The sequence below is a fragment of the Actinomadura sp. GTD37 genome (genome assembly GCF_041951365.1).
In the GTDB taxonomy this organism is placed as follows: domain Bacteria; phylum Actinomycetota; class Actinomycetes; order Streptosporangiales; family Streptosporangiaceae; genus Spirillospora.
The window spans coordinates 588,487-615,350 of sequence record NZ_JBGNUS010000002.1 but is presented as its reverse complement, the minus strand read 5'-3'; the positions used below and the strand labels follow the sequence as shown (position 1 = coordinate 615,350).

The 26,864-nt window shown below is 73.6% G+C and carries 29 protein-coding genes and 1 riboswitch; of the genes, 18 read left to right on the top strand and 11 right to left on the bottom strand.

Features of this window, described 5'->3' with window-relative positions:
• Window positions 1-19 precede the first annotated feature (19 nt).
• From def to ACA511_RS16945, 6 genes are read left to right on the top strand one after another with little or no spacing between them, the layout of a single operon-like run.
• Window positions 20-565 (top strand): peptide deformylase, encoded by a 546-nt coding sequence (gene def, locus ACA511_RS16970; RefSeq protein WP_375025295.1) that lies wholly within the window; start codon window positions 20-22, stop codon window positions 563-565.
• Entirely contained in the window at window positions 566-1,492 is a 927-nt protein-coding gene (gene fmt / locus ACA511_RS16965; protein ID WP_375025294.1) for a methionyl-tRNA formyltransferase, read from the top strand.
• The gene (locus tag ACA511_RS16960) at window positions 1,492-2,898 is read left to right on the top strand and encodes an RsmB/NOP family class I SAM-dependent RNA methyltransferase (protein WP_375025293.1); all 1,407 of its coding nucleotides are present in this window, start codon (window positions 1,492-1,494) and stop codon (window positions 2,896-2,898) included. The genes fmt and ACA511_RS16960 overlap by 1 nt, the downstream gene beginning before the upstream one ends.
• Before the next feature lie 16 nt (window positions 2,899-2,914).
• Complete coding sequence (locus tag ACA511_RS16955; protein ID WP_375025292.1) at window positions 2,915-3,865, top strand: phosphatase PAP2 family protein; 951 nt, start codon at window positions 2,915-2,917, stop codon at window positions 3,863-3,865.
• Window positions 3,866-3,877: 12 nt separating this feature from the next.
• Entirely contained in the window at window positions 3,878-4,555 is a 678-nt protein-coding gene (gene rpe / locus ACA511_RS16950) for a ribulose-phosphate 3-epimerase (protein WP_375025291.1), read from the top strand.
• On the top strand, window positions 4,552-5,187 hold the full coding sequence (locus ACA511_RS16945; protein WP_375025290.1) for an HAD-IA family hydrolase: 636 nt from the start codon (window positions 4,552-4,554) through the stop codon (window positions 5,185-5,187). The genes rpe and ACA511_RS16945 overlap by 4 nt, the downstream gene beginning before the upstream one ends.
• Before the next feature lie 452 nt (window positions 5,188-5,639).
• Here ACA511_RS16945 and ACA511_RS16940 read toward each other — a convergent pair whose 3' ends face one another.
• The gene (locus tag ACA511_RS16940) at window positions 5,640-5,924 is read right to left on the bottom strand and encodes a DUF397 domain-containing protein (protein ID WP_375025289.1); all 285 of its coding nucleotides are present in this window, start codon (window positions 5,922-5,924) and stop codon (window positions 5,640-5,642) included.
• A 22-nt stretch (window positions 5,925-5,946) separates the two neighbouring features.
• Window positions 5,947-6,834: a helix-turn-helix domain-containing protein gene (locus ACA511_RS16935; protein WP_375025288.1), complete on the bottom strand. Its 888-nt coding sequence runs from the start codon at window positions 6,832-6,834 to the stop codon at window positions 5,947-5,949.
• Window positions 6,835-6,985: 151 nt separating this feature from the next.
• Between ACA511_RS16935 and ACA511_RS16930 the strand changes: the two genes are divergently transcribed.
• Together ACA511_RS16930 and ACA511_RS16925 are read left to right on the top strand one after the other, a co-directional pair.
• Window positions 6,986-7,762: an ATP-binding protein gene (locus ACA511_RS16930; RefSeq protein WP_375025287.1), complete on the top strand. Its 777-nt coding sequence runs from the start codon at window positions 6,986-6,988 to the stop codon at window positions 7,760-7,762.
• Window positions 7,759-8,025, top strand: a complete 267-nt coding sequence (locus ACA511_RS16925) for a hypothetical protein (RefSeq protein ID WP_375025286.1) — start codon at window positions 7,759-7,761, stop codon at window positions 8,023-8,025. The genes ACA511_RS16930 and ACA511_RS16925 overlap by 4 nt, the downstream gene beginning before the upstream one ends.
• Window positions 8,026-8,079: 54 nt before the next feature.
• Here ACA511_RS16925 and ACA511_RS16920 read toward each other — a convergent pair whose 3' ends face one another.
• Window positions 8,080-8,490, bottom strand: a complete 411-nt coding sequence (locus ACA511_RS16920; RefSeq protein ID WP_375025285.1) for a DoxX family protein — start codon at window positions 8,488-8,490, stop codon at window positions 8,080-8,082.
• 157 nt (window positions 8,491-8,647) lie between these two features.
• Window positions 8,648-8,778, top strand: a riboswitch (FMN riboswitch).
• A gap of 70 nt (window positions 8,779-8,848) precedes the next feature.
• Between ACA511_RS16920 and ACA511_RS16915 the strand changes: the two genes are divergently transcribed.
• From ACA511_RS16915 to ACA511_RS16890, 6 genes are all read left to right on the top strand, one after another.
• The gene (locus tag ACA511_RS16915; RefSeq protein WP_375025284.1) at window positions 8,849-9,499 is read left to right on the top strand and encodes a riboflavin synthase; all 651 of its coding nucleotides are present in this window, start codon (window positions 8,849-8,851) and stop codon (window positions 9,497-9,499) included.
• Entirely contained in the window at window positions 9,496-10,140 is a 645-nt protein-coding gene (gene pnuC, locus ACA511_RS16910; RefSeq protein WP_375025283.1) for a nicotinamide riboside transporter PnuC, read from the top strand. Before ACA511_RS16915 ends, pnuC begins: the two co-directional genes overlap by 4 nt.
• Window positions 10,137-11,372: a bifunctional 3,4-dihydroxy-2-butanone-4-phosphate synthase/GTP cyclohydrolase II gene (locus ACA511_RS16905; RefSeq protein ID WP_375025282.1), complete on the top strand. Its 1,236-nt coding sequence runs from the start codon at window positions 10,137-10,139 to the stop codon at window positions 11,370-11,372. Before pnuC ends, ACA511_RS16905 begins: the two co-directional genes overlap by 4 nt.
• Window positions 11,372-11,884, top strand: coding sequence for a 6,7-dimethyl-8-ribityllumazine synthase (ribH, locus tag ACA511_RS16900; RefSeq protein ID WP_375025281.1), 513 nt, complete (start codon window positions 11,372-11,374; stop codon window positions 11,882-11,884). Before ACA511_RS16905 ends, ribH begins: the two co-directional genes overlap by 1 nt.
• Before the next feature lie 65 nt (window positions 11,885-11,949).
• Complete coding sequence (hisG, locus tag ACA511_RS16895) at window positions 11,950-12,825, top strand: ATP phosphoribosyltransferase (protein ID WP_375025280.1); 876 nt, start codon at window positions 11,950-11,952, stop codon at window positions 12,823-12,825.
• A complete protein-coding gene (locus tag ACA511_RS16890; protein ID WP_375025279.1) occupies window positions 12,818-13,264 on the top strand; it encodes a PH domain-containing protein in 447 nt (148 codons plus the stop codon). The genes hisG and ACA511_RS16890 overlap by 8 nt, the downstream gene beginning before the upstream one ends.
• A gap of 30 nt (window positions 13,265-13,294) precedes the next feature.
• On the opposite strand, the gene ACA511_RS16885 is transcribed toward ACA511_RS16890, so the two are convergent.
• From ACA511_RS16885 to ACA511_RS16875, 3 genes are read right to left on the bottom strand one after another with little or no spacing between them, the layout of a single operon-like run.
• Window positions 13,295-13,933, bottom strand: coding sequence for a hypothetical protein (locus ACA511_RS16885; protein WP_375025278.1), 639 nt, complete (start codon window positions 13,931-13,933; stop codon window positions 13,295-13,297).
• Complete coding sequence (locus ACA511_RS16880) at window positions 13,930-15,330, bottom strand: selenium-binding family protein (protein ID WP_375025277.1); 1,401 nt, start codon at window positions 15,328-15,330, stop codon at window positions 13,930-13,932. The genes ACA511_RS16885 and ACA511_RS16880 overlap by 4 nt, the downstream gene beginning before the upstream one ends.
• A gap of 10 nt (window positions 15,331-15,340) precedes the next feature.
• Entirely contained in the window at window positions 15,341-16,597 is a 1,257-nt protein-coding gene (locus ACA511_RS16875; protein WP_375025276.1) for a sulfite oxidase, read from the bottom strand.
• Between the two features lie 141 nt (window positions 16,598-16,738).
• Here ACA511_RS16875 and ACA511_RS16870 point away from each other — a divergent pair, with 141 nt between their 5' ends.
• Genes ACA511_RS16870 through ACA511_RS16855 form a run of 4 tightly spaced genes read left to right on the top strand, consistent with a single transcriptional unit; the run spans window position 16,739 to window position 20,501 of the window.
• A complete protein-coding gene (locus ACA511_RS16870) occupies window positions 16,739-17,641 on the top strand; it encodes an AAA family ATPase (RefSeq protein WP_375025275.1) in 903 nt (300 codons plus the stop codon).
• A 3-nt stretch (window positions 17,642-17,644) separates the two neighbouring features.
• Window positions 17,645-18,772, top strand: a complete 1,128-nt coding sequence (locus ACA511_RS16865) for a VWA domain-containing protein (RefSeq protein ID WP_375025274.1) — start codon at window positions 17,645-17,647, stop codon at window positions 18,770-18,772.
• Window positions 18,765-19,889 carry an XdhC family protein gene (locus ACA511_RS16860; RefSeq protein WP_375025273.1) on the top strand — a complete coding sequence of 375 codons (1,125 nt, stop codon included), beginning with the start codon at window positions 18,765-18,767 and terminating at the stop codon, window positions 19,887-19,889. Before ACA511_RS16865 ends, ACA511_RS16860 begins: the two co-directional genes overlap by 8 nt.
• An 18-nt stretch (window positions 19,890-19,907) precedes the next feature.
• Window positions 19,908-20,501 carry an NTP transferase domain-containing protein gene (locus ACA511_RS16855; RefSeq protein WP_375025272.1) on the top strand — a complete coding sequence of 198 codons (594 nt, stop codon included), beginning with the start codon at window positions 19,908-19,910 and terminating at the stop codon, window positions 20,499-20,501.
• 70 nt (window positions 20,502-20,571) lie between these two features.
• Here ACA511_RS16855 and ACA511_RS16850 read toward each other — a convergent pair whose 3' ends face one another.
• The 5 genes from ACA511_RS16850 to ACA511_RS16830 form a co-directional block, all read right to left on the bottom strand.
• Window positions 20,572-21,792, bottom strand: a complete 1,221-nt coding sequence (locus ACA511_RS16850) for an aldolase (RefSeq protein WP_375025271.1) — start codon at window positions 21,790-21,792, stop codon at window positions 20,572-20,574.
• A 59-nt stretch (window positions 21,793-21,851) separates the two neighbouring features.
• A complete protein-coding gene (locus ACA511_RS16845; RefSeq protein ID WP_375025270.1) occupies window positions 21,852-22,760 on the bottom strand; it encodes an aldose 1-epimerase family protein in 909 nt (302 codons plus the stop codon).
• A 29-nt stretch (window positions 22,761-22,789) separates the two neighbouring features.
• Window positions 22,790-24,196, bottom strand: a complete 1,407-nt coding sequence (locus ACA511_RS16840) for a DUF1116 domain-containing protein (protein ID WP_375025269.1) — start codon at window positions 24,194-24,196, stop codon at window positions 22,790-22,792.
• Window positions 24,193-25,644 carry an FdrA family protein gene (locus ACA511_RS16835; protein WP_375025268.1) on the bottom strand — a complete coding sequence of 484 codons (1,452 nt, stop codon included), beginning with the start codon at window positions 25,642-25,644 and terminating at the stop codon, window positions 24,193-24,195. Before ACA511_RS16835 ends, ACA511_RS16840 begins: the two co-directional genes overlap by 4 nt.
• A gap of 157 nt (window positions 25,645-25,801) precedes the next feature.
• Window positions 25,802-26,770: a DUF2877 domain-containing protein gene (locus tag ACA511_RS16830; RefSeq protein WP_375025267.1), complete on the bottom strand. Its 969-nt coding sequence runs from the start codon at window positions 26,768-26,770 to the stop codon at window positions 25,802-25,804.
• Between the last annotated feature and the right edge of the window lie 94 nt (window positions 26,771-26,864).

Genomic DNA, 26,864 nt, shown 5'->3' with positions numbered 1-26,864 from the left:
GCAGGAAACGGAGCCCCCGTTGGCCGTCAAGCCCATCCGCCTCTTCGGCGACCCCGTGCTGCGCACGCCCGCGGAGCCGGTGAAGGACTTCGACAAGGAGCTGCGCCAGCTCGTCAAGGACCTCACCGACACGATGATCGACGCTCCCGGCGCGGGCCTGGCCGCGCCGCAGCTCGGCGTGGGCCTGCGGGTGTTCGCCTACTACGTCGACGACCGGCTGGGGCACGTGGTCAACCCCACGCTCGACCTGTCGGAGGAGCAGGAGACCGACGACGAGGGCTGCCTGTCCCTGCCCGGCCTCGCCTTCCCCACGCCGCGCTCGGTCGGCGTGGTGGCGAAGGGCTTCAACATGCACGGCGAGCCCATCGCGCTGGAGGGCACCCATCTGCTGGCCCGCTGCGTCCAGCACGAGACCGACCACCTCGACGGGATCATCTTCATCGACCGGATGGACCCCGAGCAGCGCAAGGCCGCGATGAAGGCGATCCGGGAGGCCGAGTGGTTCGGCGACCCGGCCCCCGTCGTCAGGGAGTCGCCGCACCGGACCTTCGGGAAGGCGATCTAGGTGAGGCTGGTCTTCGCGGGGACGCCGGACACCGCGCTCCCGGCGCTGACGGCGCTGCTGGGCTCCTCGCACGAGGTGGCGGCGGTCGTGACCCGCCCCGACCGGCCCGCGGGCCGTGGGCGCCGTCTCAGCCCCTCGCCGGTCGCCGCGCTCGCCGCCGAGGCCGGCGTCGAGGTGCTCAGGCCCGCCAAGGCCCGCGACCCCGAGTTCCTCGACCGGCTCCGGGACATCGCGCCCGACTGCTGCCCCGTCGTCGCCTACGGTGCGCTGCTGCCCCCCGAGGCCCTCGGCATCCCCCGGCACGGCTGGGTGAACCTCCACTTCTCGCTGCTGCCCGCCTGGCGCGGCGCCGCGCCCGTGCAGCGCGCCATCCTGCACGGCGACGACGTCACCGGAGCGGCCACGTTCCAGATCGAGGAGGGCCTCGACACCGGCCCCGTGTACGGCGTCCTCACCGAGCCGATCCAGCCGACCGACACGTCCGGCGAACTCCTGGGACGGCTCGCCGTCGCCGGCGCGAGCCTCCTGCTGGAGACGATGAACGGCATCGAGGCCGGCGTCCTGGAGCCCCGGCAGCAGCCGAGCGAGGGCGTGTCCCACGCGGCGAAGCTGACGCCCGAGGACGGGCACGTCGACTGGAAGAGCCCCGCCCTGCACATCGACCGCCTCGTCCGCGCGTGCACCCCGGCCCCCGGCGCGTGGACGAACTTCCGCGACACGCGCGTCAAGCTGGGCCCGGTTCGTCCGGCGCCCGGCTCGGACAAGCTGTCGCCCGGCGAGATCCTTCCTGGAAAGAACGAGGTACTGGTGGGAACGGCCACGCATCCCGTCGCGCTCGGCGAGGTCCAGCCCCAGGGCAAGCGGCGCATGGCCGCCGCCGACTGGGTCCGCGGCGTCAACCTCATCGGCAAGGACGCGCTGCACTGATGCCGCCCACCCGCAACCGCCGAGACGACCAGAACCGCAGGCCCGGAGGCCCCCGCAAGACGGGCCGCCCCCAGGACCTCGTCCGCCGCACGGCGTTCGACGTGATCCGCGCGGTCGAGACCCGCGACGCGTACGCGAACCTCCTGCTGCCCAAGCGCCTGCACGACCGCGGCCTCACCGGGCGCGACGCCGCGCTCGCCACCGAGCTCACCTACGGGACCCTGCGCGGCCGCGGCACCTACGACGCGGTCCTCGCGCTGTGCAGCGACCGGGAGCTGCGCCGCGTCGACGCCCCGCTCCTGGACGTCCTGCGCCTCGGCGCGCACCAGATCCTCGGCACCCGCATCCCGCCGCACGCCGCGGTGGGGACCACCGTGGAGCTGGCCCGGTCCGTCGCAGGCCCCGGCCAGGCGAAGTTCGCCAACGCGGTGCTCCGCAAGGTCGCCACCCGCGACATGGACGCCTGGCTGGAAATCGTCGCTCCCGCCGACGCCGACCCGACGACCCGCCTGTCCATCGCTTACAGCCACCCCAAGTGGATCGTGTCCGCCCTGCGCGACGCCGTCGGCAGGGACGAGATCGACGCACTGCTCGCCGCCGACAACGCACGCCCCAGGGTGACGCTCGTCGCCCGCCCCGGCCGGGCCACTCTGCAAGAGCTTTACGAGTCCGGTGCCGAACCCGCCCTGTACTCGCCCTACGCGGCCGTACTGCCCGAAGGGGACCCGGCCGGTATCGCCGCCGTGCGCGACGGCCGCGCCGCCGTCCAGGACGAGGCCAGCCAGATGGTCGCCCTGGCGCTGGCCGAAGCGCCTCTGGACGGCCCGGACGCCCGCTGGGCCGACCTCTGCGCCGGCCCCGGGGGCAAGGCGGGGCTCTTGGCGGCGCTGGCCGCCCGGCGCGACGCCCGGCTCCTCGCCGCCGACGTCCAGCCGCACCGCGCCGCGCTCGTCCGGCGCGCGGTCGACGGCCGCGCGGGCGTGATCGCGGCCGACGGCCTGGCCCCCGCATGGCGTCCCGGGGCCTTCGACCGGGTCATGGTGGACGCGCCCTGCACCGGCCTGGGGGCGCTCCGGCGCCGCCCGGAGGCCCGATGGCGCCGCGGCCCCGAAGCGGTCGCCGGGCTCGGCGCCCTCCAGCGCGGGCTCCTCGCCACGGCGCTGGAGTCCGTGCGCCCCGGCGGCGTGGTCGCCTACGTCACCTGCTCGCCCCACCTGGCGGAGACCCTTGTCGTGGTGGACGACGTCCTGCGCAAGCGCGACGACGTCGAACGGCTCGACGCCCCCGCCGTCCTGACGTCGATCTCCCCGGACCTCACGGGCGTGGGGGACGGCCCGTACGCCCAGTTCTGGCCGCACCGCCACGGCACGGACGCGATGTTCCTGGCTCTCCTGCGCCGCACTTAGCACTCCGGGGGGATCCGTGCTGACCGGCTTCATGCTCTTCATGTCGTACCTGGGCAGCGCGGCCTTCTACGTTCCGCTGCTCGTCGCGCTGTTCTGGTGCGTCGCGCCGCGCCTGGCGGCGCGGGCCTCCGTCGTCCTGCTGTTCGGCGGGCTCCTCAACACGCTCCTCAAGCTGGTCTTCCACGATCCGCGCCCCTACTGGACGGACCCCGCCGTCAAGAGCAGGCAGTCTCTGTCGTCCTTCGGGATGCCGTCCGGCCACGCGCAGAACGGCATCGCGGCGTGGGGCTTCTTCGCCGCTCAGACCAGACGGCGGCTCCTGTGGGCGGGCGCCGCCGTCGTCATCGCCTTGATCGGGGTGTCCCGCGTCTATCTGGGCGTCCACTCGACCGGCCAGGTCCTCGCGGGCTGGGCGATCGGCCTGGCCCTGCTGGTGGCCGTCCTCGGGCTGGAACCGATCGTCGTCCCGTGGTGGGCCCGCTGCCACCTGGCCGTGCAGGCGGTCCTCTCGCTGGCGGTCTCCCTGCTGCTGCTGGCCGCGGCCTGGGGTGCGTTGCAGCCGCTGGAGGACTGGCAGTGGCCGCAAGCCTGGGCGGACGCCGTCACGGCGGCCGGCGGCCGGCTCGAACCCGTGTCGCTGACCGATTCGGCCAGGGCGTCCGGCGGGCTCTTCGGCGCCCTCGCGGGCCTGTCCGTGCTCGCGTCGCGCGGCTGGTTCGACCCCGGCGGAAGTCCCTGGCGGCGCCTGGCGCGCCTCCCCCTGGGGTTCGCCGGCGCCGCCGCCATCGCCGCGCTCGACCGGCTGTTCGCGGGCGCGAACCCGGTCGAGGCGTTCGCCGCCCAGGCGGTCCTCGCCCTGTGGGTCACCGCCGGGGCGCCCGAGTCGTTCGTCCGCCTCCGCCTGGCGGGCCGTCCCACCCCCGGCGTCACCCGGCCGGGTGAGGAACGGGCCGGGCTGCGCCAATAGAATCGGGGCATCATGGCTCCTCAGATCTCACCCAGCATCCTGTCCGCCGACTTCGCCCGCCTGGCCGAGGACGTCGAGCGCATCGCCGACTCCGCCGACTGGGTCCACGTCGACGTCATGGACAACCACTTCGTCCCCAACCTCACCCTGGGGCTGCCGGTCGTCCAGGCGCTGCTGAAGCACAGCAGGCTGCCGCTCGACTGCCATCTGATGATCGAGGACCCCGACCGCTGGGCGCCGGAGTACGCCGAGGCGGGCGCGAAGAGCGTCACCATCCACGCGGAGGCGGCGAAGGCCCCCGTCCGCACCCTGCGCGCCATACGCTCCGCCGGCGCGCGCGCGGGCCTCGGCGTCAACCCGGCCACGCCGGTGGACGGCTTCGAGGACATCCTCGGCGAGATCGACATGCTCCTGCTGATGACGGTCGAGCCCGGCTTCGGCGGCCAGAAGTTCCTGGACGTCGTCCTGCCGAAGGTCCGCCGCGCCCGCGAGCTCATCAAGGGCCGCGACCTCCCCGTGTGGCTCCAGGTGGACGGCGGCGTCAGCGCCGAGACCATCGAGCGCTGCGCCGAGGCCGGCGCGGACGTCTTCGTCGCGGGCAACGCCGTCTACGGCGCCGACGACCCGGTCCAGGCGATCCGCAACCTCCGCGCCCAGGCCGAGGAGGCCACGGCCAAGGCGAACTGGTGATCCTGCCCTGCGCCGCCGTCCTGTTCGACGTGGACGGCACCCTCGTCGACTCGACCCCGCTGGTCGAGCGCGCGGCCCGCCAATGGGCCGCCGAATACGGCATCGACGCAGAGGAGTTCCTGGCCGACTCCCACGGCCGCCGCACGAGCGACCGTGTGGCCGACTTCCTCCCACCCGACCAGGTCCATGACGCCACCGCACGCCTGGACGCCCTGGAATCAACCGGCACGGACGGGATCACGGCCCTGCCAGGCGCGGTGGACCTGCTGACCGACATGAACGGCCTGCTCCACGCCTTCGTCACCTCGATGGACAGGCGGCAACTGAAACTCCGCACGACAGTGGCGGGCGTCCCCGTCCCACCGGTGGTCGTCACAGCCGAAGACGTCCAGGACGGCAAACCCGACCCGTCCGGCTACCTGCAAGCGGCCGCGCAACTGGGCGTGGACCCGTCCGCGTGCGTGGTCATCGAGGACGCCCCCGCCGGCATAGCCGCGGCCCGCGCCGCCGGAACCACCGTCCTGGCAGTGACCACCAGCCACGACCCCTCCGTCCTCACCGCCGCCCACCACATCATCGCCGACCTGACATCCGTGACCGCGACCCCCAAGGGCGTCGGCCTCACACTGTGACCCGCCCGTCCGTTGGCGGAACCAGGCGCCCGTGGGACCGAGGAGGCGCGGAACATGTCGTGGACGCGGAACCGCGGGACCGCCGCCAGGCTGAGATACCGCACCTCGTGGCCGGCGGGGAGGCCGCACCGCCAGAGGACCTCTGCGAGATCGTTGGGATCGCACAATCGAAAGGCGCTCAGCAGGCCCGGGTACTGGGAGCGGTACTCGGCGGCGGCGCCCTTCGTCCGCTCCGCTGATTAGCCGTACTCGGCCCGCCGCCACGGAGGCCCACACCAGGCCATCGGAAGGCTGACGATCACATCCGAGACGCCGCCCGCCACCGGCGCGATGTACCGCTACTACCTGGCCAAATACTTCCAACACGCCGCCCCCGCTTTGTTGATCTGCGGCGTGTTGTTGTTAACCGGCAAGCCATAACAACGACACGCCGCAGATCAACGCGCCGCGTCCTACAGGTCGAGACCGCCGCTCTTGATCCGGCCGACCAAGTCACGGAACGTCTCCGGAGCGATCACATGTGGGGGGCTGGCCGTGTCCTTGCTGTCCCGGATCAGTACAGCCTCAGGGGTGCCCGCCACCTCAACGCAGTTCTGGCCGCCACCGCTGGACTTGCTGCTCTTGCGCCAGATCGCAGCAACTTCGACGCACTCTTCGTTATTGCCGAGCGAACGGCTGCTCTTCCTCCAGCGCGGCGTTACTTCGACTTGCGAACGGCTGCTCTTGTGCCACGTCATCCGCGATGCATCCATCTCCGCCTCACTCAAGCTGTTGCGCCAGGTAGACACGTGTTTGCGCGCTATCGAGTGCCGCAGCGCGCAAACGGTCAAACCTGACCATATAGCGCTCAAGCTCGTCCGTCTCCTCCAGCATCCGGTTGTCGATGCTGGTCTCCAGGTAGACGATGTCGCGTTCGGCCGAGTCCGGGAAAGTGAGGTAGGTGAACACCTCTCCAGCTTCTCGATAGACGCCGTCCGCGATGCGGAGGATCTGAAGATCGATGTTGCGGCGGTCTGTCGCGTGGATGAGGTGTAGCAGCTGTTCAGCGCGCACTTCCGCGTTGTTGATGCGCAAGATGGCGTTCTCATCGATGATCGCGTGGAGGCGGCATGGGCCCCTACCGCGCGTGAGGATCTTCTGCCGTTCCAGCCGTGCGTCCACTCGGCGCTTGATCTCTGCCTCGTCCTCGTAGCCGTTGGCCCTGGTGATCAGCTCGACGTAGCTGGGGACCTGGAGAAGACCGGGCACGACGGTGTTCTGGAACGTCTGGATGGAAGATGCGCCGGCCTCGAAACCGGGGAGCTCGCTCACGAAAACGTCGTTGTACTTGCGCCACCAGCCGCGCTGGCGGGCCTCGCGGGTGAGCGTGATCAGAGCCTCACGGTCGCTGCCCTCGACGCCGTACAGCTCACAGAGGTCGGCGACAGCGTCGCTGTTCGGTTCGACCCATTTGGCCTTTTCGATGTAGTTGAGCTTCGTGTGACTCCAGGTGAGCTGCCTGCATACCTGGGCTGTCGTCATGCCGCACTGTTTTCGCAGGTCAACCAGCTTCCTACTGAGGGCGCGCTTCTTGATTGTCGGGCTGTATCCGCTGGCATGAATGTCCGTCATGTCCATTATTTCCTGTCTGTGGTTGTTCAGATTCATGATCGCAAGAATCTGGATTATCTATCTCGCTTAGCCTTGCGATCTATGGTCGAGTGAGTTCATTATCTAGCCCGTAACGCAGCGTTCGCAGCCGATTACGGAATCGATCTTGCTGCTTCGACATAGATCCCTCGCGGAGAGGAGACCCCCAATGGCTCACGGCCATCTCCCTGATCTGGTGCTCGGCGGGTGTTCGGCCTGGCCGTTGCCCGCCGACGAAACGTGTGCCGGTGTCGCCCGCGCGCATCTGCGGGTGGCGCTGACGGCGGCCAAGGTGCCGGGCGAACTCGTCGAGGACGTCACGCTCGCGGCCTCGGAGCTGGTGACGAACGGCCTCCGGCACGGCATCGGCGGCGCGTCGGGCCGCGCGGAGGCGGCTCCGGGGCGGCGCGTCCTCGAACTGTGGGCCTACCACCGGGTCACGCCGGAGAGCCAGCTCGTGTTCAAGGTCTTTGACCCGAAGCCCGAGTGGACGCGTCCCGGGAGGGCGGACGGCGCGTGGGCGGAGAACGGCCGGGGGATCGCGGTCGTCGACGCCCTCTCGGCGGGGTGGGGCTGGCACCGGACGCGGTCCCGGCTGGGGCCGCTCTCGGTGCCGGGCAAGGCGACCTGGTTCTGCGTCCCGGCCGCCCGGACGTGCGCGCCCCCGCCACGCCCGCTCCCGTGGGAGGCGGCCGTGGTGCTGCGTCGGCTGCTGCTCGCCAGGGGGCTGGACGGCGCGCGCTGCCACCACGGGTCCGACCGCTCCGTCGTCACGACGCGGGGCCTGACCGTGTGGTCCGAGCCTCCCGGCCTGTTCCGCTGGCGCGTCCGGCCGGGGACGCGGGACGCCTACGCGCGCAGGCCGTTCGCGGATCTCCACGATGTCGCCGACGAGGTCGTCAGCCACCACGAGCGCAGCCTCGTCCCTGGAGGTGATGCCCGATGACGGCCCGTCCCCACGGTGACCTCCACGACCGGGTGGAGTCGCTCGTCCGGCAAGCGCGGGACGCCGCCCTCGCCGTCCTCGCGCGGGACGGCTCGGCCGCCGAACCGAGCCGGATCGAGGCCGGTGCGGTGGTCGCGCTCGCCGAGGTCCTGGACGTGCATCGTTCCGCGAGGGCGGCGCCCTGCCCGACCGTGCGGCGGCCTGATCGCCGCCGGCTCTTCAAGAGGGGTGCGTGGACGGTCCGACGTTCCTCCGTTCCGTGAGGGCGCCGTGATGTGGCGCCGCCGGGGTGGTCGGCGGCGCGGCCATCGACGGGGTCAGGAGAAGAGGGGGCCTACCAGGTTCAGGCCGGGGTGGTGGTCCGAGGCGTACAGGGCGAACAGGGCGAGGGCGCCGCCGGCCAGGGAGATGTCCTTGAGGAACTGCTGCTGCTCCATCTGGCGCGCCTCCGGGGACTCCTGCGTCCAGAAGTCGTGGAAGACGAACGCGGTGACGAGCAGGAACGGGACGAGGGCGATGGCGGCGAGGTCGGGCCAGACGCCGAGGACGAGCAGGGCCGACGCGAGCAGGATGTAGGCGCCCGAGACCTGCACGGCGAGCTTGGCCATGGGCAGCTTCTTCGCGGCCGCGTAACCGGCCATGGCCTCGGTCGCGGTGAGGTGGCCGATGCCGGCGCCGATGAAGATCGCCGTGAAGGCGATGCGGGCGATGAGGGCGACGACGTCCATGACTGCCTCCTGGGGGAAAAAGTCGTCATGCGTCACTTGTGGCGCAGGATCTACCCCCGTTTCAAGATCGTTGAACGTTCAACCCGCGACCGGCAGTGGCGATGGTCACATGGGGCGCGGAATGGAAGGCATGGCACACTGGTTGGCAAAGCATGAAACGCGTGCTCCGGGGTCGGTGAAATTCCGAACCGGCGGTGACAGTCCGCGACCCGGCCGAAGCCATCGGCCGGTTGACCCGGTGGGATTCCGGGACCGACGGTGAAAGTCCGGATGGGAGGCAGCGCGCGGCACGCCCCTGGCCAGGGGCGTGCGCCGATGTATGGACGTCCCCGGAGCCCTGATCTAGGAGGCCCGGGAGATGTTCACCGGCATCGTCGAGGAGCTCGGCGAGATCGTGGCGATCGACCCCCAGGGGGACTCGGTCGCCCTCGCGATCCGCGGCCCGCTCGTCACCGAGGACGCCGTGCACGGCGCGTCGATCGCCGTCAACGGCGTCTGCCTCACCGTGGTGGACGTCAAGGACGGGGTCTTCACCGCCGACGTCATCAAGGAGACCCTCGACAAGTCGAGCCTCGGCGCCCTTGAGCCGGGCTCCAAGGTCAACCTGGAACGTCCCGTCCGGCTGTCGGACCGGCTCGGCGGGCACCTGGTGCAGGGCCACGTCGACGGCGTCGGCGTGATCATCTCCCGTGAACCGGGGGAGCGGTGGGACGTCGTCACGGTGTCCCTGCCCCCCGACCTGAGCCGCTACCTGGTGAACAAGGGCTCGATCACCATCGACGGCATCAGCCTCACGGTGGTGGAGGCCGGCACTGACCTCGCTTTGCGAGGGGGGACGACCCCCCGCACCCCCCGCGGCGACTCCGTCGCCCATTGGTTCAGCGTCGCCCTCATCCCGACGACGCTCGCCCTCACCACGCTCGGCCACAAGAAGCCCGGCGACCCCGTGAACCTCGAAGTGGACATCGTCGCCAAGTACGTCGAGCGCATGATGGGCGACCGGTCGTGAACTGGCTCAACGCGAGTTTCGAGGTCTTCGGCGAGCACGTCCTCTGGACCGACCTCATCGGCAACGTGCTCTCGCTCGCCGTCGTCTGGCTCGCCATGCGCAAGACCCTCTGGACGTGGCCGGTGCAGCTCGTCGGCGCGCTGCTGCTGCTCGCCGCGTCCCTGCACGCGAACGTCCCCGGCAACGCCCTCAAGCAGATCCTCTTCTGCGGCCTCGCCCTCTTCGGCTGGGTCATGTGGACGCGCGGGCGCCGGGGCGCGGGCGGCCTCGTCGTCCGGCAGGCGACCCTCAAGGAACGTGTCGTCCTGATCGGCGCGCTCCTCGTCGGCACGGCCGTGGTCGCCGAACTGTTCGTCCACCTCGACTGGCTGCAGATCGCCTGGTCGCCGTGGGCGAACGCCTACATCTTCGTCGGCAGCGCCGTCGCGACGTTCGCGCAGAGCCGCGCGCTGGTCGACTTCTGGATCGTGTGGGTGCTCGTCGACCTGGTCGGGGTGCCGCTGGCGCTCAAGTCCGGGCTGTACGTCTCCGGCGCGGTCTACGGGATCTTCTTCGTGATGGTGATGGCCGGGTTCAGGAACTGGCTCCGGGAGTCCCGGAGCGTGCAAACCCCCACGGCAGGTAAGGCGGTGACCGCATGAGCGGCGACGACATCAACGGCGGCAGCGGGATCTTCGACCCGATCGAGGCGGCGATCGGCGACATCGCGGCGGGACGTCCCGTCGTGGTCGTCGACGACGAGGACCGCGAGAACGAGGGCGACATCATCTTCGCGGCGTCCAAGGCGACGCCCGAGCTGCTGACGTTCACGATCCGCTACACCAGCGGCGTCATCTGCGTCCCGATGGAGGGCGAGGACCTCGACCGGCTGCAGATCCCGCTGATGACCGCGCAGAACACCGAGCGGATGCGCACCGCGTACACCGTCAGCGTGGACGCCCGGGTCGGCGTCAGCACCGGCATCTCCGCCGCCGACCGGGCCAGGACGATCCGCACGCTGTGCGACCCGGCGGCCGAGGCCCGCGACCTGGTCCGCCCCGGCCACATCTTCCCGCTCCGCTACCGGGAGGGCGGCGTCCTGCGGCGGCGCGGGCACACCGAGGCCGCCGTCGACCTCGCCCGGCTCGCCGGCCTCCCCCCGGCGGGCGTCCTCGCCGAAGTGGTGAACGAGGACGGAACCATGGCGCGGCTGCCCGAGCTCCAGGTCTTCGCGAAGGAGCACGGGCTCAGGCTCGTCTCCATCGAACAGCTCGCCGAGCACCGCCGCCGCACCGAGGCGATGGTCACCCGCGTCGTCGAGACCCGGCTGCCCAACCGGTTCGGGACGTGGCGCGCCGTCGGGTTCTCCAGCGCCATCGACGGCGGCGAGCACATCGCCCTCGTGCTCGGCGACATCGGCGACGGCGGCGACGTCCTGGTCCGGGCGCACTCGGAGTGCCTCACCGGCGACGTCCTGCACTCCGAGCGCTGCGACTGCGGGACCCAGCTGGACGCCGCCATGGAACGCATCGCGCAGGAGGGCCGCGGCGTCGTCCTCTACCTGCGCGGGCACGAGGGACGCGGCATCGGCCTGCTCGCCAAGCTGAAGGCGTACGCGCTCCAGGACAACGGGTCCGACACCGTCGACGCGAACCTGGAGCTGGGGCTGCCCGCCGACGCGCGGGAGTACTCCAACGCGGCGCATATGCTGCGCGACCTGGGCGTACGCTCGGTACGGGTGCTCACCAACAACCCGGACAAGCTCAAGGGCCTGGACGGCTTCGGCGTCGACGTGCGGGGACGCGAGTCCATGCCCGTCGTCGTCACCGAGCACAACCGGCGCTACCTGACGGTCAAGCGCGACCGTCTCGGACACCAGATAGAGGGACTCTGATGAGCGGCGCGGGACGCCCCGAGGACGGCACCGTCGACGCGGCCGGGCTCACGCTCGGCGTCGTCTGCACCCGCTGGCACGGGCAGATCACCGACCGGCTCCTGGACCGCGCCCTCGCCGCGGCGAAGGCGTGCGGCGTCGACGAGCCCGTCGTCGCCCGCGTGGCGGGCGCGCTCGAACTGCCGGTCGTCGCCCAGCAGCTGGCGCGCGACCTCGACGCCGTCGTCTGCCTCGGCGCGGTCGTCCGGGGCGCCACCGCCCACTTCGACTACGTCTGCGACTCGGTGACCGCGGGTGTGACCCGCGTCGCGCTCGACGAGGCGACTCCGGTGGGCAACGGGGTCCTCACATGTGACACCATTGAGCAGGCACTGGAGCGCAGCGGGCTGCCGGGCAGCCCCGAGGACAAGGGATGGGAGGCGACTGTGGCCGCACTCGACACGGCACTGACCCTGCGAGGTCTGCGGCATCACGGTCACGCCGGGCATGGCGCGGAGCATCTGGGCTCCTAGGACGGAGCGCCGCAGCTCCTGAACCACCCGGTATCCCGTACGCATCCTCACCGAAAGGCAATTCCGTGCTGTCACTCGTCCTGCCCAAGGGGTCGCTGGAGAAGGCGACCATGCAGCTGTTCGACGCCGCCGACCTCACCGTCCAGCGGACGTCGGACCGCGACTACCGCGCGTCCATCGACGACCCCCGCATCGACCGGGTCCGGGTCCTGCGCCCGCAGGAGATCCCGACCTACCTGGAGCAGGGGCTGTTCGACCTCGGCATCACCGGCCGCGACTGGATCACCGAGACCGACTCCGACGTGGTCAGCCTCGGCGAGCTGAAGTACTCCAAGGCGACCTCCAACCCCGTCCGCGTGATCATGGCGGTGCCGGACGGCGCGCCGTGGCAGTCGGTGTCCGACCTGCCGGAGGGCGTCCGGATCTCCACCGAGTTCCCGGCGATGACCAAGCGGTTCCTCGACCAGCACGGAGTGAAGGCCACGGTCGTCCCGTCCTACGGCGCGACCGAGGCGAAGGTGCCCGACATCGTGGACGCGATCGTCGACCTCACAGAGACGGGCTCGTCGCTGCGCAAGAACGGCCTGCGCATCCTCGACACGCTCCTCACCAGCTACACCGAGCTGGTCGCCAACCGCGACGCCTACGAGGACGCCGAGAAGCGCGCCGCCATGGAGGACATCGCCCTCCTCCTGCAGGGCGTGATCCGCGCCCGGGGCAAGGTGCTGCTCAAGCTGAACGTCGCGCAGGCCGACCTGCGGAACGTCCTCGACATCATGCCCGCGATGGCGTCGCCGACGGTCACCTCGCTCGCCGGCGGGGAGTCGAACGCCGTCGAGTCGGTGGTCGCCAAGCGCGGCGTCAACACGCTGATCCCGGCGCTGAAGGCGGCGGGCGCGCACGACATCCTCGAAATCCCCATCGCGAAGATCGTTGACTGACGCACCGGCCCTGCCGACCGTGTGGCGTCCCCGCACCACCCGGATCGTGGCCTACACCACGGCGGGCGTGATCATGCTCGGCCTGATCGCGCTCGCCGTGGTGGTGCCGGAGCAGTACAAGCTGTTCGACCGCGTCCTGATGATCGCTTTCGGTGCGCTCGTCGCCTGGATCCTGCACATGCTCGCCCGCTGCCGCGTCGCCGCCGACGAGTCCGGCGTCACGGTCGTCAACGCCTTCACCACGCGCCGCCTCGAATGGGCCCAGATCCTGGACGTCACCATGAACGTCGGCGACCCCTGGCCCACCCTCGACCTGGCCGACGGCACCTCCATCGGCGCGATGGGCGTCAACGGCGCGGAGAAGGCCCTCGCCGCCCGCCAGCTCGCCGAGTTCCAGGCCCTCCTGCACGCCCGGGGCGAGGCCCCCGACCCCGTCTGACCCTTCCCGCCTCCGCGGAGGCGGAAAGGGTCAGAGGGCGGTGAAAAGGGTGACGGTGCCGGCGCCGATGAGGGCGACGGCCCAGACGCGGTCGAGGTTGAACCAGGCGCGGCGCAGGATCGACAGGCCGACGACCTCGTAGACGAGCACGGCGATGACGCCCGCGACGGCGAGCATCGCGACGGTGTGCACGGCGGTGACGAAGATCCCCGTGGACAGCGCGCTGCCGGACGACGACGCCAGGCCGTGGTCGTGGTGCGCCGGGGCCGTCCCGGACGAGGTGAGCACGGGCAGCAGCATCAGGCCCGCCCCGTGCATCGACGACATCAGGAACGACCAGCCGGCGAGCTGCCACAGCGAGATCCGCATGCCGACCCAGCGGAAGTGCCGCCGGGACAGCAGCCGCCACAGCCCGAACCCGACGAGCACGGCTCCGCCGCCGATCGCGACCGCCTGGGTCGCGACGACGGAGCGGGTGAGCGCGATGAGGACCGCGACGGCGCCGACGGACGCGGCATGGCCCGCGGCGATCGCCGGGAGCGACTGCAGCACGAGTTGCCTGCTGCGCTCCTGGAGGCCGCGGGCCACCGCGAACAGCCACCCCATCGCGGGGTTGAGGCCGTGAAACGCCCCGAGCGCCACGAGCGCCGCGAGCGAGCCGTCGTTCACGGGTAGCAGTAGGAGTCCGAGGAGGCGTCGCCGCCCTGCAGCCGGGTCTGGTGGGGGCGGCGGCCCCGGAAGTCGTCGCCGTTCGGGAAGAAGCGCTCGTCGAAGGCGAGGCCGCCGGGGGTGGAGTCGAGCTTGGCCATCCAGGCGCCGACGCCGTCCGGGAAGAACTGGTCGTCCCAGGAGCCGTAGAGCGAGTTGGTGACGTAGACGCGCTTCCCGTCGCGGCTGACCTCGACCATCTGCGGGCCGCCCGCGAGGGGGCGGTCCGGCGCGGCGGGGTGCGGCGTGCGGCGGACGATGCCGCCGATGCGCACCGAGCCGGCCTCGACCGGGTGGAACGGGTCGCTGACGTCGTAGCGCTTCAGCTCGCCGGTGCCCCAGCAGGAGACGTACAGCCACTGGTCGTCCACGGACAGGTCGATGTCGGTGACGAGCGGCGGCACCGCCCCGAACGGCTGGATGACCGGGGGGAGCGAGTCGGCGTCGGCCGGTTCGGCGGGAATGGTGATGACCTTCTTCGCCGCCCACGCGTCGCCGTCGCGGTGCCACACCCAGACGGACGCCGACAGGTCCTCGACGCTGACGACCACGCCGGCGAACCCGTACAGCCTGGTCGGGTCGTGCGCGGGACGCAGCTCCAGCACCATCTGGTGCTCGTCGCCGAGGTCCACGGTCTGGACGTGCTTGCGTTTGCGCAGGTCGAAGAAGTTGAGCGAGTGCCCGTACTTGCGGCCCAGCAGCAGTTCGGCGACGACGCCGTCCTCCACCATGGACGGCGTGCCCCACTCGGACGTGATGAGGACGTCGTGGGCGATGTGCCACCACGCGTCGTAGGCGAAGTACTGCGGACCGCGGTCGACCTCCCAGCGTCCGAGGACGTCGAACGAGGTGTGGTCGAGCAGCGCGATGCCGCCCGGCCCGTCCTCGCCGTTCGCGCCGCCGAGCGCCGTCAGGTAGAGCCCCTCGGGCCCGCAGTGGACGGTGTGCGGGCGCGAGTACCCGGCGCGCTTGGCCAGCTCGTCCGGCTCCAGGATCTTCACGATCCGGGGCGCGGCGGGGTCGTCCTTGGTGTCGATGACGTACACCCGCGACGACCGCAGCCCGGGGACGATCAGGTACCGGCGCTCGACGTGCGGGTGCGGCGAGCCGGGGCACAGCGCGCTGCTGCACGCGTTCCAGCCGAAGTGGTGCAGCTCGTCGCCGAGGTAGGGCAGCTCGGTCCAGCCGACCACGGAGCCGTAGGAGCCGGAACCCGGGTCCACGTCGAGGACCGCGATCGCGTCCGGCTTCTCGGCGGCGCGGTCGAACGCGGCCACGTACGCGAGCTTCTCCGGCGGTGCGGCGGCCGCGTCGCGGGGCGAGGCGTAGAAGGTCGGGTCCGGCTTCCACAGGGCCATGGGGGTCCTCTCAGGCGATGGTGACGGGGTGGCGCACCACGGCTCCGAACAGGTAGCCGAGGGTGTTGTAGGGGGCGGTGGCGGGCTGGGACGCGCCGGTCTCGTCGGTCGACCGCGCCAGCAGCTCGTACCGGCCCGCCGTGCGCGGCGTCCACGGGAACTCCCAGCGGACCCATCCGCGCGGGTTCGGGTGCCGGTCCAGGATGCGGGCGGGACGCCAGGTCGCGCCGCCGTCCACGCTGACCTCGGTCCGCCGGATCCGGCCGCTGCCCGACCAGGACCGTCCGCGCAGGACGTGCGCGCGGGCCGGCAGGGGCGCGTCCCAGGGCAGTTCGAAGGCGGACTTGACGTTCGTGCGGGTCAGCGGCGCCGACCCCTCCTCCGGGTGGCCGGGGCCGAAGAGCCGGTAGAAGCGCGTGTTCCACGGCGAGAACAGCGGTTCGGCGGCGACCTGGACGTCCCCGAGCCATTTGATGGACGCGATGCCCGTCCACGACGGCACGACCAGCCGGACGGGATGGCCGTGGTCGGGCGGCAGGGGAGCGCCGTTCATCTCGTAGGCGAGCAGCACGTCCTTCATCGCCTTGGCGACGGGGAGGGGACGCCGCACGCGGCCGAGGTTCTCGCCCTTGTCCACGTACTCAGCGTCCAGCCCGCGCGGCAGGATGTCCACGGCCTCGCGGGTAAGACCTGCGAGCCTCAGCACGGTCGACAGCCGGACCCCGCGCCACCGCGCGACGCCCACCCCGCCCAGCCGCCAGGGGGTGCCGGAGACCGCCTGCCCCTGCTGGGCGGTGTAGAAGCCGCGCCCGTTGCCGGTGCATTCGATGAACGCCGTGATCGTCTCGGCGCGCAGCCGGAGCAGGTCCGCGTAGGAGAACTCGACGGGACGCTCCTCGGTGGGGGCGCCGCGCAGCCCGCTGCCCCAGAGCTTGAGCCGCCAGGTGCGCGCGTCGATGAGCGGCGTAGCGACGTGGTTGCGGACGAAGAACCGGTCCGCGGGGGTGAGGAGGCCCTGCCCGCGCATGGCCTCCCACCGCATCTCGGCGTTCGTGCCGTGCTCGATGAACAGCTCGGGCGGCAGGGGCTTCACGATGCCCGCGGCGGCCTCGGCCGGGGCGGCGGCGAGCGCGCCGCCCGCTCCCGCGGCGAGGCCCGCGCCGGCGCCCGCCGTCAGGCGCAGCAGGCCGCGCCGGGAGAGCGAGCGGACGCCCTCGTAGGTCGCCTCGTCGGTCAGGTCGGGGTCCTTCCGGTAACCGGATCGCATGATCCGATGCTGCTCAGTGACCGGCTAAATGTCAACTTTCCCTACCGGTTTGACATAAATTGTCCGCGCGGGGAAGGTCCCGTGAAAACGCAAGCCCCCCGGCCGTGTGACTCGGGTCTCCCGCCGAGTAGCCTCGGTCCCGTGGGGGAGACGGCGCCGACGACCGCGGACCAGGTCGGATCGCCCGCGGAACTCGCGGGCCTGCTCGACCGGCACGCCTACCTGTGCGACGACGGGCTCGCGACGGCGTGCTTCCTCGCGCTGCGGATGGGCAGGCCGCTGTTCCTGGAGGGCGAGGCCGGCGTCGGCAAGACCGAGCTGGCCAAGACGCTCGCGCGCGCGCTCGGCGCGCCGCTGATCCGGCTGCAGTGCTACGAGGGGCTGGACGCGTCCCAGGCCCTCTACGACTGGGACTTCCCCCGCCAGCTGCTGCACCTGCGGGCCGCCGAGGCGGCGGGCGTGCACGACGTCTCGCGGCTGGAGGGAGAGCTCTACGACCGGCGGTTCCTGCTGGCCAGGCCGCTGCTCCAGGCGCTGGAGACCACGCCGAGCGTCCTGCTGGTCGACGAGCTCGACCGCGCCGACGACGAGTTCGAGGCGTTCCTGCTGGAGGTCCTCAGCGACTTCACCATCACCGTCCCGGAACTCGGGACGATCCGGGCGGAGCGCCCGCCGGTCGTCGTGGTCACGTCCAACCGCACCCGCGAGGTCCACGACGCGCTGAAGCGGCGCTGCCTCTACCACTGGCTGGAGCACCCGTCGTTCGACCGCGAGGTGGCGATCATCAGGCGGCGGCTGCCCGGCGCGGCCGGCCGGCTCGCCGGGCAGGTCGCCCGCGCCGCGCAGCGGATGCGCGAGACCGACCTGCTGAAGCCGCCCGGCGTCGCCGAGAGCCTCGACTGGACCGAGGCCCTGGTCGCCCTCGGCGTCCGCGAACTGGACCCCGGCACGGCGGCGGTGACGCTCGGCGCCGTGCTCAAGTACCGCGAAGACCAGCAGCGCGTGCTCGGCGGCGGGCTGGAAGCCCTGCTCAACGGGGGATGAGCCGTGCGGCGCGACGTCACCGAGACCATGGTCGGGTTCGCCCGGACGCTCCGCGCGGCCGGCGGCGCCGCCGATCCCGAACGCGTCCAGGCGATGCTGGCGGCGCTCGACCACCTCGACGTCCTCGACCCGGGCGACGTGTACTGGGCCGGGCGGCTGACGCTGTGCGCCGACCCCGACGACCTCGCCCGCTACGACCGGTGCTTCGCCGCGTACTTCTCCGGCGCTACCGCGCGGCCGGGGCGCAGGCCCCCGCCCGTCGTCGTCCGCCGGATGACGCTGCCCGACCCGGGCGCGCGGTCCGGCGGCGACGAGGCCGGGGACCTGAAGACGGCCACCGCCAGCGAGGCGGAGGTGCTCCGCGACCGCGACCTGGCGCGGCTGAGCGCCGCCGAGCGCGCCGAGGTCGCCCGGCTCATCGCCCTGCTGGACGCGGGGGCCGAGCGGCGCAGGTCGCGCCGGTTCGCGCCCGCGCCCGCGGGGCGGCTCGACCCCGCCCGGACGGTCCGCGAGACGCTGCGGCGCGGCGGCGAGACGTCCCTGCTGCGGCACCGCGCGCACCGCACCCGCCCGCGCCGGGCCGTCCTGATCGTGGACGTCAGCGGGTCGATGAACCCGTACGCCGACGCGCTGCTCCGGTTCGCGCACGCCGCCGTCCGCTCCGGCGGCCGGGACGTGGAGGTCTTCAGCGCCGGGACGCGCCTCACCCGGCTCACCCGGGAGCTGCGGCACCGCGACCCGGACGCGGCGATGGCCGCGGCGTCGGCCGCCATCCCGGACTGGAGCGGCGGCACCCGGCTCGGCGAGGAGCTGAAGGAGTTCCTCGACCGGTTCGGGCAGCGCGGCCTGGCCCGCGGCGCGATCGTGGTGATCGCCTCGGACGGCTGGGAGCGCGGCGACGCGACGCTGCTCGGCGAGCAGATGGCGCGGCTGCGCCGGCTCGCGCACCGCGTCGTGTGGGCGAACCCGCACAAGGCGCGGCCCGGGTACGAGCCGCTGACGGCGGGGATGGCGGCGGCGCTGCCGCACGTCGACGACTTCACCTCGGGGCACAGCCTCGCGGCGCTGGAGGAACTGGCCCGCGTCGTCGCGGGCGCCGGCGCCACCGGAAAGGGGAGGGTTCATGCGTGACGTCCTCGGCGACATCACCGCCTGGTACGCGGCCGGGCGGACGTTCGGGCTCGCGACCGTCGTGCACACCTTCCGCAGCGCGCCGCGCCCGCCGGGCGCGGCGATGGCGGTGTCGCCCGGCGGGGAGGTGGCGGGCAGCGTGTCCGGCGGCTGCGTGGAGGGCGCCGTCTACGAGCTGGCGCAGTCGGTGCTGGCGACGGGCGAGCCGGTCGTCCAGCGGTACGGGGTGACCGACGACGACGCGTTCGCCGTCGGGCTGACCTGCGGCGGGATCCTGGACGTGCTGGTGGAGCCGGTCGGCCCCGCGACGTTCCCGGAGTTCGCCGAGGTCGCGGCGGCGATCGAGGGGCACGAGCCGGTCGCGGTCGCCACCGTCGTCGCCGGTCCGGGCCGGATCGGCGCCCGCCGGGTGGTCTGGGCGGACCGCGCGTCCGGCTCCCTCGCCCCGGGCGAGCCGCACGCGGCCCGCCTCGACGCGGCGGTGGACGACGACGCGCGCGGCATGCTCGCGCAGGGCATCACCGGGCAGCGGCACTACGGGCCGGAGGGGGAGCGGCGGCTGGACGACCTGTCCGTCTTCGTGCACTCGTTCGCCCCGCCGCCGAAGCTGCTGGTGTTCGGCGCGATCGACTTCGCGGCGGCCGTCGCCCGGGTCGGCAAGTTCCTCGGCTACCACGTGACGGTGTGCGACGCCCGGCCGGTGTTCGCGACGCCGAAGCGGTTCCCCGAGGCCGACCAGGTCGTGGTGAAGTGGCCGCACAAGTTCCTGGAGGAGGCGCGCGACGGCATCGACGAGCGCACCGCCGTCTGCGTGCTGACCCACGACCCCAAGTTCGACGTCCCGCTCCTGGAGGTGGCGCTCCGCACGGACGCCGGCTACGTCGGCGCGATGGGCTCGCGCCGCACCCACGACGACCGGCTCGCGCGGCTCCGCGAGGCGGGCCTGTCCGACGCCGAGCTGGGGCGCCTGCGCTCGCCGATCGGCCTCGACCTCGGCGCCCGGACGCCGGAGGAGACGGCGGTGTCGATCGCGGCGGAACTCGTCCAGCTCCGCTGGGGCGGCTCGGGGCGGCCGCTCACCGACACCAGCGGCCGGATCCACGCCGACGCGCCCTGACGGCACTACCCTCGCTGGATGACGTTGCACCGTGCGGTGTCCCCGGCAGGTCTGCTGCTCGCCGCGGGGGAGGGCAGCCGGCTCGGGCGGCCGAAGGCGACCCTGGAGCTGGACGGCGAGCGCCTCGTCGACCGCGGCGTCCGGACGCTGCGGGACGGGGGCTGCTCCCCGGTCCTGGTGGTGGCGGGCGCGGCGCAGATCGAGGTGATCGGCGCCGTCGTCGTCCCCAACCCGGACTGGCGGGACGGCATGGGCTCCTCGCTGCGCGCCGGGCTGGCCGCGCTGCCGCCCGCCTGCCCCGCCGCCGTGGTCGCGCTCGTCGACCAGCCGCTCGTCACCCCGGCCGCCGTCGGACGGCTGATCGAGGCGTACGAGGCGGGCGCCGAGATCGCCGTCGCCACCTACGGGGGAGCGCGGCGCAACCCCGTCCTGCTGCGGGCCGGGCACTTCGCGGGCGTCGCGGAGGCGGCGGTCGGCGACCAGGGGGCGCGCGGGTACCTGCGCGCCAACCCCGGCCTGGTCACGTCCGTCCCGTGCGACGGCGTCGCCGCGCCGGACGACATCGACACCCCGGGCGACCTGGCCGCCTTCGACCGCCGCGAGCCCCGGTGACCGCGCGCTCGTAGGCGAGCGGCGTGTCGATGAACGGCCCGCCCGCTCTGGAGGCGGGTCGGGTAGGGCGCTAGGACGCCGGGAGGACGCTCTCGTCCAGGGCGCCGCAGTCGACCGCGCGGCGGAGCCGGGCCGTGAGCGCCCGGATCGTGGCGGGCTCGTCCAGGACGCCGCCCGCGTCGCCCGCCGCCTGCTCGTGCCACGCGCGGACCCGTCCGATGACGTCGTCGACGCCGTCCAGATGGAACGCGTACACGGCCGCGTACCGGCTCGGCAGATGCGCGGGGTGCAGGTCCCAGCCCTGGTAGAAGCCGTGCGCCAGCGAATGCCGGACGTGCGCCGCGTGCGTCGCCCACGCCGCGTTGACCTCGTCGGGGCCGTCGTTGCGGGGGATCACGTTGGTGGAGCCGTCCGACAGCCGCACGCCGGTGCCCGCGAGCGACACCTGCATGACGTGCCGGGCGAAGTCGCACGCGGGATGGTCGAGCCGCTGCTCGTGCGGCGGCAGGCCGAGCGCGGCGGTGTAGTCGAACACGCCGAAGTGCGCGGCGGTGATGCGGCCCTCGGCCGCGGCCACGAGCGGGCCGAGCCCCACCCGGTCCTCCACGTGGTCGATGAGCGACTGCGGCGTCTCGACCTGGATCTCGAACCGCAGGATGCCCTGCGGCAGCCCGAGCGAGGTCTCCAGCCGGTCCAGGAACTCGGTGAACAGCCGGACGTGCTCGGCCGTCACCACCTTCGGGAAGGTGATCGTGAACCCGCCGGGCAGCCGGCCGAGCCGGTCGCGCAGCGCCGTCAGGAACCCGTCGAGGGTCCGCATCGCCCGCTCGTGCCCGCCGTCGGCGAACGACTTCACCCGCACGCCCCAGTAGTGGGGGAGGCTCTTGACCTGGTACGCGGTGGCGACGGCCTCGACGACCTGCTCGACGTGCGCGTCCTCCTCGGCGTCGCCGCGGACGCCGTAGCCGTCCTCGAAGTCGATCCGGACGTCCTCGACCGGCTCGGCGGCGAGCTTCGCCGCGACCCGCTCCCGCACCGGCCCCGCAAGCTCCGGATCCAGGCCGAACGCGGCGCCGAACGACCCGGCGCCCGGCGTGTGGGTGTTCAGCAGCCGCAGCGCCTCCGCGCCGAAGTCGGCGGGCGTCGAGCGGGAGAACCGGTCGGCCGGCACGTACACCGTGTGCACCGGCTGCCGGCCCTCCGCGCCGCCGGGGAAGCGCTCGCCGTGCGCGTCACGGGCGGCGGCGATGCGCGCGGACAGGTCGTCGAACGAGGACACGCTGAGGTTCACCCCGCCATGATCCCGCACCGCCGCCCGATGGGGAACCGGTCGGCGCGCAACGGGCCGGATCAGGAGTCGGCCGCGATGCCCCAGGCCGCGTGGAACTCGGCGCCCGGGTCGAGGTGGACGAGGCCCTCGCCGGACGCCAGCGCGTTCGGCGGGCACGTCATGGGCTCGACGCCGAGGCCCTCGCGCGGCCTCGGCGCGTTGTCGGCGGTGTAGATCTCCATCCACGGGTGCGCCTCGTCGGCCCAGAGGCGGACCGTCCGGCCGCCGCCGGAGAGGATTACCCACGTGCGCCCGTCGCCGTCGCGGTTCAGGTCGGCGAACGCGTTGTCGATCCGCCGGTCGCCGAGCAGCGGTCCCGTGCGCAGGTCGTACCTGGTGCCCGTGACGTCCTCGGACGGCCCGGACGGGATCATCCGGTCGTCCACCGGGAGGTAGCGGTCGGCGAGCAGGTGGACGGTGCAGCGGTCGATGGGCTCCCCGACCGTCAGGTAGGGGTGCGCGCCGTGCCCGTACGGGGCGGTCCTCGTCCCGGGGTTGCGGACGCTCATCCGCACGCGGAGGCCGTCGGCGGCGTCGAGCGAGTACTCGGCCTCCAGGTCGAGGCGGAACGGGTAGCCGCCGGTCGCGAGGAGCCGGTGGGTCAGCCGCACCCGGTCGGGCTCGTGCTCGGCGGCCCGCCACGGCGCCCAGCGGACGAGCCCGTGGATCGCGCAGTCGCGGTCGGGCTCGGACACGTCCAGCTGGTGCTCGGCGCCGCCGTAGGAGTAGCGGCCGCGGTCGACGCGGTTCGGCCACGGGATCAGCAGGTGCCCGAACGCGGCCGGGGCCGGCTCGTCCGCGCCGTGCGACAGCACCAGCGGCCGCCCCTCGCGGCTCAGCTCGCGCAGGCTCGCGCCCGACTCGGTGATGACGGCCTGGTACGGCCCGGCGCTGAGGGCGTACTGCTCCCCGGTGATCGACTCGCTCATGTCCGGGACGCTACCCCCTGCCGGAGCGCCTACGCGATCTCCGCGAGGGCGTGCAGGGCGTCCGCGAACACGTTCGGCGGCGGTTCGACGAGCCCCGCGCCGACCTGGCCCGTGCCGGCCTCCCGGCCCGCGATCCCGGTGTCGATGACGGGCAGGATCCCGGTGCGGACGACGCGCGCGACGTCGACGCCCACCGGGGTGCCGCGGAACGACAGCAGCGGGATCTGCAGCACCGGGTGCTCGGCGAGGGTGATCTCGTACATCCGCTGCGTGGCGGCGACCGCGTCCGGGACCTCGCCGCCGACGAACCGGACGATGGCGGGCGCCGCGGCGAGCGCGAACCCGCCCGTCCCCGCCGTCTCGGTGATCGCCGAGTCGCCGATGTCGGGGTTGGCGTCGTCCGGGCCGTAGTCCCCGAGGTAGAGGCCGTCCGGGACGCCGGCGGGGCCGGTGAACCAGCGGTCGCCCGTCCCCGACACCTGGATGCCGAAGTCGGTGCCGTTGCGGGCCATCGCCACGACCAGGCTGGACCCCGGGACGTCCCGGGCGGCGTCCGCGCACGCCTTCGCCGCCGCCATCCCCGCGTTCAGGAAGAAGTGGTCGTTGCCCGCCGCGAACCGCAGCGCCGCCGCGGCCCGGTCGCGGGGGACCTCCTCGGCGGCGGCGAGGTCGGGCGCCAGCTCCCGCAGCAGCAGCGACGTCGCGGCCCGGTTCCGGTTGTGCAGCTCGTCGCCCATCTGCAGCGCCTGCGCGATGACCGACATCAGGTCGAGCGGCCCGTGCCGCCGGACGGCCGCCCGCAGCGCCGGGCCGAGGACCTCGCCCATCCACGTCAGCCGCTCGATCACCTCCGGCCCGTACGCCCCGTACCGCAGCACCTTCCCGAGGCCCTCGTTGAGGGAGCAGTACGCGGTTCCGCCGTGCTCGGCGTCCTCCACGACGAACATCCACATCGACGGGCTGACGACGCCCGCCATCGGCCCCACGGCCGCGTGCCGGTGGCACGGTTCGAGCACCGCCGCGCCGCGCTCCAGCGCGTGCCGGGCGCCGAGCGGCGTCTCGGCGAGCCCTTCGAGGAGCATCGCGCCGATGAGCGCGCCCCGCATCGGGCCGGACGCGCGCTCCCACTCCAGCGGCGGGCCCGCGTGCAGGAACGTCCCCGGCTCCAGGCCGAGGACGTCCCGCGCGGGCCGCACGTCGACCAGGTGCGGGCGGGCCGTCACCATGCGCCGCACCGCGCGGGCGTTGGCGTCCGCGTGCCGGGGATCGCCGAGCACCGCCGCGAGCGCCGCCTCCGTCCCCGCCGGCGGGGGCCGCCAGTCGACCGCCTCCACCGGGACGGCCTGCTCGGCGAGGGCCTCGGCCAGCACCTCGACGCCCGCGGCGACCACCCGGGGCTCGCGGGACAGCAGCCCGCCCAGCCGCTGCTCGGTCATGCCGGCCCCCCTTCCACCAGCCGCAGCGCGTGCCGGGCCGCGTGGGCGTTGGAGGCGAACACGTCGGCGCCCGCCTCGCACAGCGCCGCCGCCTGCCGGTCGCGGCCCTGCGGATCCGCCGGCGTCCCGCACAGCGAGACGACGACCGCGAGGCCGGGACGGTCGCGCACCGCGCCGGCGACGGCCGGGGCGAGCGCGGCGGCCGGATCGGGCTCCGCGCCGTGCCCGAGCACCACGTCCAGGAGCAGGACGCCGCACCCGGGGTCGGCGGCCGCGGCCCGCAGCGCCTCCAGCCGCAGCGCCGGGTCGATCATCGGGTGCGCGCGGCCCCGCGTGCAGGCGTCGTCGCCGAAGTCGGTGAGCCGGTGGCCGCGGGCCTCGAAGTCCCAGCCCAGGGCGTCCCGCAGGATCATCTCGGCCTCGTCGCGCAGCGTCCCGCCGACGAACAGGCCGTGCAGCTCCCGCCCGCCGGCCCCGTCGCCGGCGGGGGCCGCGCGCCGCGCCGCCGTCCACCGCCGCCACCGCGGGACGTCGCGCCCGAGCGCCGTCAGCGCCTTCTCCGCGGCCTCCGTCAGATCGGTCTCGCCGGGCATCGGCAGCGCGAACACGACCGGCGTGTCCAGCCGCCGCGCCGCCTCCCGGATCAGGTCCAGCACCTGCGGCGCGGGCGGCTTGGAGACCAGCACGATCAGCTCCGTGGCCGGGTCGGCGTCCAGCGCCGCCAGCGCGGACAGCGCCGACCGGCCGCTCACCTCCGGCGACAGGTCCCGGCCGCCGACGCCGAGCACATGGCTCACTCCCGTGCCCGCCGCGTCCAGCAGGCACATGAGCTGCTGCGCGCCCGTCCCGGACGCCGCCACGATGCCGACCGGCCCCGGCCGCACCGCGTTCGCGAACCCGAGGCCCGCGCCGCCGACCACCGCCGTGCCGCAGTCGGGGCCCATCACGATCAGGCCGCGCCGCGCCGCCGCCTCCTTCAGCGCGATCTCCTGGGCCAGCGGCACGTTGTCACTGAAGATCATCACGTTGAGGCCGGCGTCCAGCGCGTCCATCGCCTCGGGGAACACGTGCGGGCCCGGCACCGACAGCAGCGCCACGGTCGCGTCCGCCCGCGCGGCCGCCGACCGGGTCGTGCGCGGCGGCGCCGGTTCGCCCAGCACCCCGCCCCCGGCCGGCGGACGGGACGCCTCCCGCAGCAGCCGCTCCAGCTCGTCGCGCACCTCGCCGAGCCCGCCGTCGTCCACGCGGACCGCCACCACGAGGTCGTCCGGACCCGCCTCGCCGGGCACGTCGAACCCCATCCGCCCGAGCAACCCGCGGTTCGGCTCGGTGCCCATCGCCACCATCGCCGCCGCGACGCCGGGCCGCTCCGACAACTGCCGGCTGACCCGCATGAGCGTGACCGAATCGCGGTATCCCCCCCGCCGGACCTCGACCCAATCCCTCATGCGTGCCTCCTGCGAGGGGCGACCCCCCACGCTCCCCGGTTCGCTGCGCTCATGCGTGTCTGTTGTGAGGGGGCGACCCCCCACGCTCCCCGGTTCGCTGCGCTCATGCGTGTCTGTTGTGAGGGGGCGACCCCCCACGCCCCCCGGTTCGCTGCGCTCATGCAGTGGCCCTCGGAGCGCGGCGCACACCCGGTGCGGTCAGGGCCAGGGCGGCGCGGCAGCCGGCGAGGACGCCCTGCGCCAGGTCGGCGCCGGAGGTGTGCCCCACCGAGAGCAGCCGCCGGACGGCGCCCTGCCCCGCACCGGCCGGAGGTTCATGGCCCGCCGCGAAGCGCAGCACGCCCGCGACCTCGGCGCCCGCGCCGCCCGCCGCCGCGCAGTGCAGCAGCGTCGCCGCCAGCGCCGTCGTGCGGGTGCCGGCGTCGGCGGTGACGGCGGCGCCCAGCCAGTCCGCCAGCCACACCGCCGCCTCGCCGTGCCGGACGGCGCCGCCGAGCAGCCGCAGCGACACCAGCAGGCCGCACAGGATGTCGTCGCCGGACGGCGTCAGCCCCGGGCCGAGGCCCACGATCCGCTCCGCCGCCTCCACGGCGCCCGCGAGGTCGCCGGCCGCGCACGCGGCGGCGAGCGCCGCCGGATCGGGATGCCCGGCGAGGCCGCCGCCCGCCGGACCCGCGGCGGTGAGCGCGCCGGCCGCGGCCAGCTCGTCCTCCAGGGCGCGGACGCCGCGGGCGAGCGCGGCCGGCTGCGACCCGCCGAGCGCGGGCGACGGATCCCACCAGCGGCGGACGCGCACGGCAAGCCCCTCCGCCTCCACCCGGCCCTCGCCGACGAGGGCGTCCCCGCCCTCGCGGACGGCCCGGAACGGATGCTCACGGCGCGTCGCGACGACCACCACCGCGTTCGGCAGCCGGCCCGCGTCGGAGGTGACGACGGCGAGCACCCGCGGCTCGGGGCCGCCCCGCATCTCCAGGTACACCGCCGACGGGAACACGGCGATGACCCGGGCCGCGCGGCACGGCGGGTCGAGCAGCGGCCGCAGCGCGAGGCTCGCCGCGCCGGCGACGGGCGGCCGCCGCCGCGGCCTGGCCGGGAGCGGGATCGGGTCGCGGACGAGCGCAGTCACGGATCCTCCCGAAGCCGGTGTCGGCGGCCGCCCCGCACGCGGGCGGCCCGGCCTCCGCGACGACGTTAGAACGGCCCCCGCACCGGACGTATGG